Raw genomic sequence first — 12,092 nt, 5'->3', positions numbered from 1 at the left:
TCTTCAGCGCGCGAAGCGCTTCCGATAGATCGTCGGGGTCACCCCGACCGTGGCGTTGAAATGGTGACGGAGCAGGGTGCCGGAGGCGAAACCGACCGAGCCGGCCACCTCGTCGACGGCCAGATCGGTCGACTCCAACAGGCGCCGCGCGTGGAGTACCCGCTGCTCGGTCAGCCATTTGTGAGGTGAGATGCCCACCTCGTCGACGAATCGCCGGGCGAAGGTGCGCGTCGACATGTGCATCCGGCGCGCCAGTTCGTCGACGGAGATCTCGTGGTCGATGTGCTCGATCATCCACTCCAGCATGGCGGCGAAGCCGTCCGATTCGCATTCCGGCATGGGCGACTCGACGAACTGCCGTTGGCCGCCGTCGCGATGTGGCGGTACCACCATGCGGCGTGCGATCCGGTTGGCCACCTCGGGGCCGAACTCTTCCCGTACGAGATGCAGTGACGCGTCGATGCCGGCGGCGGTGCCGGCGCTCGTGGTGATGGGCCCGTCGTCGACGAACAAGACGTCGGTGTCGACGATCGCCTTCGGGAATGTCTCCGCGAGCTGGGAGCCGAACCGCCAGTGGGTGGTGCAGCGCCTGCCGTCGAGCAGACCTGCGGCGCCTGCCGCGAACGCGCCCGAACACACCGTCAGCACGCGGCCGCCGTTGTCGACCACGCCACGTAGCGTGTCGAGGATCTCGGGCGGGAAGTCGGGGTCGGTGCTGCCTCCGGGGATGGCGACGAGATCTGCATCGAGACAGTCCTCGAGCGTTGCGGGCGGTATCACGTATGCACCGTTCCCGATGCTCAGCGGGACGCCGGGCTCCGGTGATCCCACCACGAACTCGAACGGCGGCACGCCGTCGTCGGTGCGGTCGAGCCCGAACACTTCGTTGACCACGCCGAATTCGAACAAGGAGACCCGTCGATAGAGAAGTACCGCGACCTTGCTCAACATCTCACCATTATGGCAGCAAATTTGTGAACGATGTCATTCAAGCCACTGTTGGCGGGATCTTGACGGAGAAATACTTTCTGTCATGAACGCATTCCTGATGATCACCCTGCTCGTCGTCATCGTCGCGCCCGCCATCGTCCTCGTGTACCGAGCCGACCGACAGACCTCACACCTGAATCGGGTGCCGTTCGGATTCGGCCCCGACTCCGAACGCATCCACGACGAACTGGTGGTGCTGAACCTCCGACGGCGAGACTGCGCCTGAATCGATCGCGCCTGGGCTCCGGAGCTGCGACCGGCTGAATCCGCGCCACTCGGGCGCATCGAGTGGGAGAATTCTCGTTCGGGGGACGAGGAGGCGCAGATGTCCGCGACGATTCCCGAGTTGGCGACCTGCCCGGACCCTGCCGGCCGGGCCGACCCGGTAGGGATCCTGACCACGCAGGCGACCTCGCGGGTCGAAGAGCTGGTCCCGGTGCGCAACGCCCGGATGGCGGCGACCCCGTTCACCTTCTATCGCGGCGCCGCTGCCGTAATGACCGCCGATCTCGCCGCAACACCCGATTCGGGGGTCAATGCTCAGCTGTGCGGAGATGCCCACCTGAGCAACTTCGGTCTGTTCTACACGCCCGAGCGCCGGATGATCTTCGATCTCAACGACTTCGACGAGACCAGCCCGGGCCCCTTCGAATGGGATGTGAAACGGCTGGCGGCCAGCTTCGTGGTCGCGGCACGCTACAACGGGTTCGACGCGAAGACCAGCCGGGCGATCGCCCGCGAGGTGGCCAAGTCGTACCGGAGATGGATCGTGGCCAGTGCCGACCAGTCGACCATGGACTGCTGGTATGCGCGGATCGACGCCGACGAGATGCTGGCGACGGTGGGTTCGACGCTTGACACGTCCACGGCGGCCCGCACCGTCAAAGGCCTCCGAAAGGCCCGCCACCGCAACAGCCTGCAGGCGGTGGGCAAGCTGTGCGTCACCGACGACGACGGCAACCTCCGGATCCGGAGCGACCCACCACTCCTGGTACCCATCGACGAACTCTTCCCGGATCACCATGCCGACGTCGTCGCCGAACGGATCGCGGTGCGCATCGATGGATATCGGTCGATGCTGCCGGACTACGTCCGAGCACTGTTCGATCAGTTCACCGTTGTCGACAGCGCGCGCAAGGTGGTCGGCGTCGGGAGTGTGGGCACCCGTTCCTGGATCGTGCTGATGCGTGGACCGCAGGGCGATCCGCTCTTCCTGCAACTCAAAGAGGCGCAGCGGTCGGTGATCATGGATCATGTTCCGGTGCAGCCCTATCCGAACCAGGGTCAACGAGTGGTCGAGGGACAGCGACTGTTGCAGGCGGCGAGCGATCTGTTCCTCGGGTGGACTTCGGGATTGGACGAGAACGACGAGAGACGCGATCTCTATGTGCGTCAGCTGCGCGATGGCAAGGGATCGGTGGTCATCGAGGCATTGACGCCCGACGAGATGAATCTCTATGCGCGGCTGTGCGGCCGTGTCCTGGCGCAGGCACACGCGCGTACGGTGGACCGACTGGCGATCGTCGACTTTCTCCGGAGTGGCAAGGGATTCGCCTCCGCCATCTCCGATTTCGCGGCGGCGTACGCGGAGCTCAACGACACAGATCACGCGTCGCTCGTCGCCGCGATCGAGCGTGGCGATGTGCCGTCGAACGAGCTGCGCTGAGCCCCGGAGGGTGAACGTGGTACGACCTGACGGCACACGCCGGGCGAACGGCCCACCAAATCCACGAGACGTCCGATCGACTCGGGCAAGATGATGGGTGGGGGTACGCAGAAGGGTGTGTGGTGGAGCGTATGTCGGCCAGTGCCGCGGACGTGCCGATCGACGTGCACGGGGCCGAGGCAGGTCCGTTCGTCACGGAGCGCCCACGGATCGCGGGACTCCTCGATCAGGCGATCGCGCCGACCTCCGAGCGGGCCACTGATTCCCGACGCGGGCCGATCATCCTCGTCAGCGCCCCGGCGAATACCGGCAAGACCTCGGCGGTAGGTGCCTGGGTCCGCACACTTCGGGATGTGCTGACCATCGAGATCGCCGTCTCGCCCGCCGAATCAATGGAACGTATCTGGCGACGGTGCCACGAGCGACTCGAGGCGACGGATACCCGGCCTGCACAGATCGCGGGACAATTGTCGTCCGCGGGACCGTCGACGGACTTCGCCGATACGGCGCGACGACTCGAGCAGCGGCTGGCGCGGTCGGATCGGCCGGTCGTCCTGATCGTCGACGACGTCGACCGATTGACCGATCCCGTCGGAGTGCACAGCCTCGACACCTTCCTCGCCGTGTTGCCGGCCCATGTCGCGGTCGTGCTGATCGCGCGACACGATCCCCCGCTTTCGTGGCATCGGTACGCCCGCGAAGCGCGTTTCACGCGGATGGGCGAAGATGTTCTGTCGTTGACGGTGGCCGAGATACGCGATGTGATGCTCCGTCAGCACACCGAGCTGACCGACGGCGCGGCCGAGCGGCTCCTGTTCCTGACCGGCGGATGGGCGGCCCTGGTCAGGGTCGCGGCGAATCATCTCGCCGGGAGATCGGACGTCGCCGGCGCGCTGGATCAACTCGAGCGCTCCCCACGGCCGGTGTCGGACTACCTGGTGGGCGATCTGATCACCGCGCTGCCGGCAGATCTGTTCGACTTCGTCTCCGCGACCGCGGTCCTGCCGGAGTTCGAGCTGGAGCTCGCCGACGCGATCTGCTCGGTCGACGCGGCTCGTGCGCTCCGCGGCCTGGTCGACCACAACTTCCCCGTCGTCGCGGGCGAACTCACCTCCGGTATCAGGTCGTACACCTACCCGGGTATCGTCCGCGCGTATCTGCGAGGGGAATTGCGGACCCGAGAGCCTGCGGCACGGAAGCAGATCATCACGGCTGCGATCGCCTGGTCCGTGCGGAACCGGCGAAACCACGGCGCACTCCGGCTCGCGCTCGATCTCGCCGATGGCGGTGTGCTCGAGACGACCCTCCTCGAGTGCGGACTGCCGATGGCGATCGATGGCGACCTGAATCATCTTCTCGCGCTGCTGGACTCCGCCCACACCGTGCTCGCGGGCAGCCCTTTGTCACCGCTGCTGCACGCGCTGATCGCTTGTGACACCGGTGATCCCGATAGTGCGAGCACCCATCTCGACCATGCCGTGGCACTTGCGCCGGCGCTCGATGATCCCCACCCGGGGGACGATGCGATTACGCATCTGTACCGGGCACTGCTGGTGCGGGTGTCCGCCCGCATCCGGGGCCGCGATGTGGTGGGACTCATCCCCGCTCTCGACGACCCGCCGTCTGGTGCCCCGGACGATCTCGTCATCGTCGGACTGATCGCGGCCGGCATCGGATGTCGTGCAGTGGGAGAGCATGATTCCGCCGAGCGGCGCCTTCGGCGAGCGCTCGCTCTGGCCGAAGGTGCCGCGCGGCCGCCGCTGCGCGTCCGGGTCGGTACCGAATTGGCGCGCCTCGCCTGGTGTCGGGGCGACGCGCTGTCGATGAGATCCCTTGCTGTCAGCGCGATGTCACTGGCACGTACTCGCGCCATCGGCGTACACGACATCGCCCGGTGTGCGGCGACGGTGGCGATGGCCGACTACCTTCTCGGCGACCGTGACGATGTCGCAGGCGCCGCTGATCTGTCGTTCATCGGGCAGCCGCACGAACCCGACGCGGTGGTGGTGGTGGTGGTCGATGCCCTGACGGAGCTGAGCGAACTCATCGCCACCTTCGATCGCACTGCCGAGCGTTATGTGTCGGCGGACCGCGCACGCCGAATCCTCGCGGTCATGGCGGCCGACGACCCGGCCCCGGTGCCGGCCTGCGTGCTGCTGATGAGCGTGACCCACATGTGCCTGGCGGTGGGTCGGCCGGACTGGGTCACCGAGCTGATCGCGATCGCGGATCGTTCCCACGGACCTCGCCCCGAGGCTGCGGTCGCGTCTGCCGCGGTCCAGGTCTTTCATGGTCGCTGGGAGTCGGCGCACCGCACGCTGGCCCCGGTCCTGTGTGATGCGGAACGTCTGCATCCCCACACCGCGTCGTCGGCGTGGTCGCTCGAGGCGGCGGTGGCGTGCGAATTGGGCGAGACCCGCGCCGTTCACCTGGCCCTGAGTGCGGCTCTCGGCGTCGCGGATCGGACCGGTGTGGTGGCTCCGCTCCTCGAGGCGGGCGCTGCGGTGACGGACGCTCTGGCGCGTGACATCGGGACCTTCGGGCATCTCGACGGTCTCGCGGACCGGGTGCTGTTGCTGGCGACCACCTCTGACCGGGTCGACCATGCCCGCCTCACCCCTTCCGAGATGCGGGTGCTGAGCATGCTCCCGTCGGCCAAGACGGCCGGCGAGATCGCCGAGCTCCTGTCCGTGTCGGTGAACACGGTGAAGACACACATGCGGGGTGTGTACCGGAAGCTGGGTGTCGGGTCACGACGCGACGCGGTGAGTGTGGCCCGCTCGACCGGGCTGATCTGACCCGCGCGGGCCGGGGGATCAGCGAACGCGAAACTCCAGCAGAACCAGTCCCAGGGTGTCGATTCTGGCCATCACTCCCCGGACGGCCGCGGTGTCGGTGAGCGCGCCGGTGAGTCGGGTGGTGGTGTGTCGGTGATCGATGTCGGCGGTCAGCTCCGGAAAACATGCAATCGCGCGGTCTGACAACGTCCCGTCGACGACGAACTCGTATTCCTCTGCGCTCACGTCCACCTGCCGCATGGTCCGGGGTCCGCTTCCCCCTGCCGATGGTCCTCCACCGGCCGTCGTCGGGGCATCATCCGTGAGGGGTGAGGTGCGGGTGGATTCTCGTCGCCGGCGTCGTGAGGCATGCAGATCGTGGCCAAATCATATGCAACACAACGACAGTGACCGACCATGCCATTCTTCGAAGAGGCACGCACGGGACTCGGGAGCGGTGCCTGGACAATTCACCCGCGGCGGGTGAGGTGCGGAGACGGTGCAGGTGCGACTGTCGGAATGCTGAGCTCTCTCAACGAATCGTCGCCGGCGGCGGTTCTCGGTGTAGGAGTGTGCTGGATGGGCGAGCATTCCGCAGAAGACGATTCTGCGACCAAGGGGCGAGCCGGGACGATTGCCACCCCGCGGCCGGTCACCTACATCACCTGGACTGCCCTCGCGCTGATGACGGTGTCGTCGGTCGCGAGTCTGCGGCCGGCGCCGACCATGGCGGTGTATGGGCTGGCCTGTGTGTTCCTCTACGTGCTGCCCGCCATCCTGTTCCTGATCCCGACGTCACTGGTGTCGGCGGAGCTGGCGTCCGGGTGGTCCGGTGGCGTCTATCGCTGGGTCACCGAGGGGATCTCGCCCAACATGGGCTTCGCCGCGGCCTGGCATCAGTTCGCGATGACGATCTTCTACTATCCGACGTTGCTGTCCTTCGTCGCGAGCACGCTGGCCTACGTGATCGATCCGGACCTCGCGTCGAACGGGGTGTTCACGGCTGTCGTGATCATCGTCGTCTACTGGTCGGGCGTGCTGCTGGCCCTGCGTGGCGGGATCGGCGTGATCGCCAAACTCGCGTCGAGCGGTGTCCTGATCGGCACGCTCATCCCGGGCGCCCTGCTGGTCCTGCTCGGCATCATCTACCTGCTCCAGGGCAACCCCTCGGCGGCGCCGATGACCGGTGGCCATCTGCTCCCGGCGTGGACCGGTATCGCCAGTGTCGTGCTGATCGTCAGCAACTTCGGCGCGTACTCGGGCATGGAGATGAATGCCGTGCACGTCAACGAGCTGAAGGAGCCGGCGAAACAGTTCCCGCGCGCGATGTTCGTGGCGGTGGCCCTCGTCCTGGTGATCCTGATCCTGCCGCCCCTGGCGATCTCGTGGGTCGTGCCCTCGGACCAGATCAGTCTCACGGCCGGGGTGATGCAGGCCATCGAGGTGGTGTTCGCACACTTCGGCCTGCAATGGCTGGTACCTCTCATCGGTCTTGCCATCGTGATCGCGTCCCTGGCCGGATTCATGACCTGGTTGTCCGGTCCGTCGCGGAGTCTCCTGCTCGTCGCGAGGGACGGCGGGTATCTGCCGCCCTATCTGCAGAAGACCAACAAAGCCGGTGTGCAACAGAACATCCTGGTCGTCCAGGGGTGGGTGACCACCGTGCTCGCGCTGTTGTTCGCGCTCGTGCCCGCGGTGTCGAATGCCTACTGGATCTTCATGACCATCACCACGTCGGTCTATCTGCTCGTGTACCTGTGGTTGTTCATCGCCGCATATCGACTGCGCAAGATCGCTCCCGATCACCCGCGCGGGTACCGCGCTCCGGCTCTCCCCCTGCTGTGCGCGGTCGGGTTCCTCTCGTCGATCGCGGCGATCGCGATCAGCTTCGTGCCGCCCTCACAGTTCGGCAGTGGCAGTCCGTGGGTGTTCGTCGCGATCGTCGGCGGCGGCATCCTGCTCCTGGGCCTCATCATCCCGGCCGCGCTCATCGCATTCCGGAAACCCAGTTGGCATCTCCCGGTCGAGACCGAGGGGGAGAAGGCATGAGCCCCAAAGCGATCTATTGGACCGTAGGCGCGGTCCTGGCGGTGCTGCTGGTCGTGATGCTGGTCAGCTTCGACTACGACCGCAACAGTCCTGAGGCGCGTGCCAAGGCAGCCAGTCTGATCTCTGCCTATGAGGCGAATGGTCTGGCGACATCGTTCTCGGTGGATCAGGTCGCCCAGGTTCTCGGCGACGACGGCGGCACGGTGTGCGCCGCCGCCGGGAGCGAGGCGCAGCTCGGGCAACTGAAGACTCAGATCGGAGTGGGCGGCGAGTTCTATGTCCGGCCGATAATCCTGAAGGAGAACGTGTTCGAAGGGTTTCGGCTGATAGTCCAGGTCTACTGCCCGGAGAACATCTCGACCGTGCGGGACTTCATCGCTGATCAGCGCTACGCACAATGATCCACGCGGAATCCGCTGGTGTGGGTTCTCGCCGCTGGATCTCGCTGGCGGCGACCTGTACCGCGGCCGGGCTCGTGTGGCTGGCGTTCGCCGACTTCGGTGTGGCCACGCCGACGATCGCCGACGAGATGCACGCGGATCTCTCCGGATTGCAGTGGGCGAACAATGCCTTCAGCCTGGTGGCCGGTGCCCTGGTCATCGCGGCCGGCAAGTTCGGGGACATGTTCGGTCAGCGGAGGGTGCTGCAGATCGGCATCGCCGTGTTCGGGGTGTTCTCCATCGTCGCGGCACTGGCGCCCGGGGTCACCACTCTGATCGCCGGTCGCGGACTGATGGGAATCGGTGCGGCCCTGATCCTTCCGGCCACTCTCGCATTGATCCCGATGCAGTTCTCGGGGCGTACGCAACTGACCGCCTTCGGGGTATGGCAGGCGGTCGCATGGGGTGGCCAGGCGCTGGCGCCCACCGTCGGTGGACTCATCACGGACGGTCCGGGCTGGCGGTGGATGTTCTGGATCAACGTGCCGCTGGCGATCATCGCGTTGCTGGTGATCCGCTGGGCCACTCCCGAGGCGAGCGACGAGAAAGCGAATCGTTCGGTGGACTGGGTGGGTCTCGGCGCCATCGGGCTCGCGGTTTTCGCGTTGCTCTACGCCCTGACCGATGGTCCGACGGCCGGCTGGGACAGCCCGGTGGTGATCGGATTGTTCATCGCCGCCGTGGTTCTCGCCGTTGCCTGGGTGCTGATCGAACGCACGGTGGCGTCCCCACTCGTCGACCTCTCGCTCTTCCGTCTCCGGCCCTACGACGGTGCCCTCGTCGCCAACCTCATGATGAATCTCGGTTATGCGGGACTCAGTTACGTGCTCGTTCTCTGGCTGCAGAACGCCCGCGGATACAGCGCGGTCGAGGCGGGTCTGCTCCTGTTGCCTGCGACCTTCGGCATCTTCGCGCTCATCCCGATCGGTGGCCGGCTCGACGCACGTGTGGGCGGCCGCCTCCCCGTGCTCGTCGGATTGGTGGTGCTGGCCGTGGGGACGGCTGTTCTCGGTCCGCTGCAACCCGATTCGTCCCTGTGGCTGGTGGTGATCGCGTTGATCGTCATCGGCGCCGGTCTCGGCCTCCTGTCCACGCCGGTGTCGAACACGGCCGTCGGCGGTGTGTCCGAACGCCTCTCGGGAACAGCCGCAGGCGTCTTCAAGATGTCGAGTATGGTCGGCGGTGCGGTCGGGGTGGCCCTGCTGACCGCGATCACGCACGGGCTGACGATCGCCGACTCCCACGAGGCGGTGCAGGAATCGGGACTCAGCTCTGGCGAGGTCGATCAGGCGCATGCCGCGCTCGTCAACTCGTCCTCATACACCGACGCGTTGGCGACACTGCCGGCCGAACTGCAACAGAAGGTCACCGCTGCCGTCGTCGATGCCTTCACCCACGGTCTGGCCGTGACGACGGTTGCCACCGCGGTACTGATCGCGGCGGCGACGCTGGTGGTCTGGTGGGTGTGGCCGCGTCAGGATGCCGGGACGGCAGACGGAACCGGCGAGTCATGAGAACCTGGAAACAACAGTCGAGATCGAGGGACAGCGATGAGTGACGAAGCCTTGCGCGAACGAATCCGTGGTCTGATGCCGCAGGCTCAGGCAGATCTCACCGAGATGGTGGGATTCCGCTCCGTCCACGATCCGGCGCAGTCGCCGCCCGAAGAGTGCGACAAGATGGTCGACTGGCTGCAGGAGACCTTCACATCACTCGGCTTGTCCGATGTGGCGGCGCACGAGACATCGGACGGGAGCAAGGCGGTCACCGGTAGCCTCGCCGGGCCCGATGATGCGCCGACCGTGCTGCTGTATTTCCACCACGACGTGCAGCCCCCGCTGGACGATGCGGCATGGGATTCGCCAGTCTGGTCGCTCACCGAGCGGGGCGGTCGCTGGTACGGCCGCGGGGCAGCGGACTGCAAGGGCAACATCGCGACCCACCTGACCGCTTTGCGCGCACTGGACGGCGACATCCCGGTGAACATCAAGATCATCGGCGAGGGCTCCGAGGAGCAGGGCACCGGCGGTCTCGAGGATTTTGTGCCGAAGAACCCCGAACTGTTGAGGGCAGACGCGATCCTGGTGTGCGATGCAGGCAACTTCGCGGTGGGGCGACCGAGCCTCACCACGAGCCTCCGAGGTATCGCGAACATCGTCGTCAGCGTCGAAACCCTCTCGTCGGCAATGCATTCCGGAATGTTCGGTGGTGCGGCGCCGGATGCGTTGGCGGCGCTGATCTCGATGCTCGCAAGCCTCCGGGATGCTGACGGCAACACCACCGTGGCCGGCCTGAGATCAGATGCGGTCTGGGAGGGCGTCGACTATCCGGCAGACGCGTTCCGGCGAGACGCCACCGTGCTCGACGGCGTGGACCTCGTCGGCTCGGGACGAGTGTCGGACATGGTCTGGGCGCGCCCGGCCGCGACCGTGCTGGGCATCGATTGCCCGCCGGTCGTCGGGTCGTCGGCGGCCATTCAGGCAAAGGCCCGCGCCCGCATCAACCTCCGTGTGCCGCCGGGGATGAACGCCCGTCATGCGCAGGATGCGCTCATCGCACATCTCGAGGATGCGGCCCCGTGGCACGTGAACGTTTCGTTCGAGCGGGAGGCCGATGGGTCGCCCTTCACGGGATCCACCTCGGGAGCCGGTTTCGACACCATGGTCGACGCCATGACGACCGCCTACGGCACCGACGTCCTGCTGCAAGGGCAGGGTGGCTCGATCCCGTTGTGCAATGTGTTCGCCCAGACGTTCCCGGACGCGGAGATCATGCTCCTCGGCGTCGAGGAGCCACTTTGCCTCATCCATGCACCCAACGAGAGTGTGGATCCCACCGAGATCGAGAACATGGCGGCGGTGGAGGCGATGTTCCTGCGGGAGTACCCCACCCGCCTCAGCCGGAGTTGAATCTGGGCCACCAGAAGGTCTTTCAGCTGGGGACGGCTCGCGGCGACCAGGGTGAACACGGCTTCGCGTGCCGGGCGCTCGGGGTGGCTGCCGCGAAGCAGCCGGCGTCCGCCCTCGGCGGCCACCAGCGCGGCCGAGGCGTCCAGGGCGAGCGTGGCGGCTTCGGCCCTGGCTGAGATCAGCCCGGCCGCATCGGTAATGCCGTCGTCGAGCCGCGTCCGCACGATGCTGCTGCGCTCGCGCAGGGCGCGGGCGGCATCGGTGTGGCCGGAGACGTCGAGCAGTGCTGCGCATCGTCGGAGCAGCCCCAGCGGAAGTGTGCCGTTGATCCGGACGCCGATGTTCTGCGACGCGAAGAAGACGTCGAGATCGACCCGGCTCACCACCCGGTAGTCGGGAATCACGAGACCGTCGAGTTTCAGTGACACCGTTCGGGTCCCGTCGGCCGCGCCCAGATGCAACGGGAAGTGACGGTGACGGCCGACGGTGCCGGCTCGATCGGCAGGATCGCGGCGATCACCTCGTCGGTGGCCACGTCGCGTGCGGAGATCTGCAACAGATCGACGATGCCCCAACCGCTCACAAACGGCGCGTACCCGTCGAAGCGCCACCCGCCGTCGACGCGGGTGGCCCGCATCCGAGGCGGTGTGGGTACCACGCCGGCGTAGGCGACCCCGGCGCGTAGCCTTCCAGAGACGGTGGCCTCGAAGAGTTCATCGCGCAGCGCCCCGTTCGTGGTGGCGGCCAGGGTGATGACCACGCCGTGATGCTGCAACCAGGTGAACGCAGTGGTGAGACAGCCGCTGGCCATCACCTCCATCACCTCGATGAGCTGTGCGAATTCAAGGCCGGGCCCGCCGGACTTCTCGGGTGCCGCGATCCCGAACGCCCGGCGTCGGCGATCGCGGGCCAATGCCCGGCCGGGATCACGCCGGTGTGGTCCACCTCCGCCGCTGCCGGGAAGAGGAGCTCGTCGGCGAGACGGTAGGCGTTCTCGACCAGCCGGGTGCGCCCATCCCGCTCGTCGAATAACCGTGAACAAAGCGCGTGTACCCATCCGCTGGTCGAGTAGCCGCGAACAAAGCGCGTGTACCCATCCTGCTGGTTGAGTAGCCCGCGAGGAACGAGCGTGCGTATCGAAACCAAGCCTCCACAAACGCTTGTCAGCCGATCTTGTCGGTGCTCCCCGATATGGTTGTTTCCAGTTGATGGTGATGCGGGCTTTTCGTTTCCTATGACGGGCAGATGTTGTTGGTGTCCT

At 66.5% G+C, this 12,092-nt stretch carries 9 protein-coding genes and 1 pseudogene; 7 read left to right on the top strand and 3 right to left on the bottom strand.

Annotation, left to right across the window (positions count from 1 at the left end; all coding sequences use genetic code 11):
- Nucleotides 1-3 precede the first annotated feature (3 nt).
- A complete protein-coding gene (locus ACPXCG_RS23040) occupies nucleotides 4-951 on the bottom strand; it encodes a GlxA family transcriptional regulator (protein WP_425794674.1) in 948 nt (315 codons plus the stop codon).
- Nucleotides 952-1,033: 82 nt separating this feature from the next.
- On the opposite strand from ACPXCG_RS23040, the gene ACPXCG_RS23035 reads away from it, so the two are divergent.
- From ACPXCG_RS23035 to ACPXCG_RS23025, 3 genes are all read left to right on the top strand, one after another.
- On the top strand, nucleotides 1,034-1,216 hold the full coding sequence (locus ACPXCG_RS23035; RefSeq protein WP_425794673.1) for a hypothetical protein: 183 nt from the start codon (nucleotides 1,034-1,036) through the stop codon (nucleotides 1,214-1,216).
- Between the two features lie 99 nt (nucleotides 1,217-1,315).
- Nucleotides 1,316-2,656 carry a DUF2252 domain-containing protein gene (locus tag ACPXCG_RS23030; protein WP_425794672.1) on the top strand — a complete coding sequence of 447 codons (1,341 nt, stop codon included), beginning with the start codon at nucleotides 1,316-1,318 and terminating at the stop codon, nucleotides 2,654-2,656.
- 131 nt (nucleotides 2,657-2,787) lie between these two features.
- Nucleotides 2,788-5,454 carry a LuxR C-terminal-related transcriptional regulator gene (locus ACPXCG_RS23025; protein ID WP_425794671.1) on the top strand — a complete coding sequence of 889 codons (2,667 nt, stop codon included), beginning with the start codon at nucleotides 2,788-2,790 and terminating at the stop codon, nucleotides 5,452-5,454.
- Between the two features lie 18 nt (nucleotides 5,455-5,472).
- Here the strand turns inward: ACPXCG_RS23025 and ACPXCG_RS23020 are convergent, their stop codons facing one another.
- Complete coding sequence (locus tag ACPXCG_RS23020; RefSeq protein WP_190267370.1) at nucleotides 5,473-5,679, bottom strand: hypothetical protein; 207 nt, start codon at nucleotides 5,677-5,679, stop codon at nucleotides 5,473-5,475.
- 333 nt (nucleotides 5,680-6,012) lie between these two features.
- Between ACPXCG_RS23020 and ACPXCG_RS23015 the strand changes: the two genes are divergently transcribed.
- The 4 genes from ACPXCG_RS23015 to ACPXCG_RS23000 are packed head-to-tail and all read left to right on the top strand — an operon-like array spanning nucleotide 6,013 to nucleotide 10,831.
- Nucleotides 6,013-7,482, top strand: coding sequence for an APC family permease (locus ACPXCG_RS23015; RefSeq protein WP_425794668.1), 1,470 nt, complete (start codon nucleotides 6,013-6,015; stop codon nucleotides 7,480-7,482).
- Nucleotides 7,479-7,883 carry a hypothetical protein gene (locus ACPXCG_RS23010; protein ID WP_425794667.1) on the top strand — a complete coding sequence of 135 codons (405 nt, stop codon included), beginning with the start codon at nucleotides 7,479-7,481 and terminating at the stop codon, nucleotides 7,881-7,883. The genes ACPXCG_RS23015 and ACPXCG_RS23010 overlap by 4 nt, the downstream gene beginning before the upstream one ends.
- A gap of 20 nt (nucleotides 7,884-7,903) precedes the next feature.
- On the top strand, nucleotides 7,904-9,436 hold the full coding sequence (locus tag ACPXCG_RS23005; protein ID WP_425794666.1) for an MFS transporter: 1,533 nt from the start codon (nucleotides 7,904-7,906) through the stop codon (nucleotides 9,434-9,436).
- A gap of 36 nt (nucleotides 9,437-9,472) precedes the next feature.
- On the top strand, nucleotides 9,473-10,831 hold the full coding sequence (locus ACPXCG_RS23000; protein WP_425794665.1) for a dipeptidase: 1,359 nt from the start codon (nucleotides 9,473-9,475) through the stop codon (nucleotides 10,829-10,831).
- A gap of 8 nt (nucleotides 10,832-10,839) precedes the next feature.
- On the opposite strand, the pseudogene ACPXCG_RS22995 reads toward ACPXCG_RS23000, so the two are convergent.
- Nucleotides 10,840-11,833: pseudogene (locus tag ACPXCG_RS22995) on the bottom strand (acyl-CoA dehydrogenase family protein); the annotation flags it as partial.
- Between the last annotated feature and the right edge of the window lie 259 nt (nucleotides 11,834-12,092).

Origin of the sequence: Gordonia sp. DT218, from assembly GCF_049847105.1 — a bacterium.
Lineage (GTDB): Bacteria > Actinomycetota > Actinomycetes > Mycobacteriales > Mycobacteriaceae > Gordonia.
This window is presented reverse-complemented; position numbering and strand designations above follow the sequence as displayed.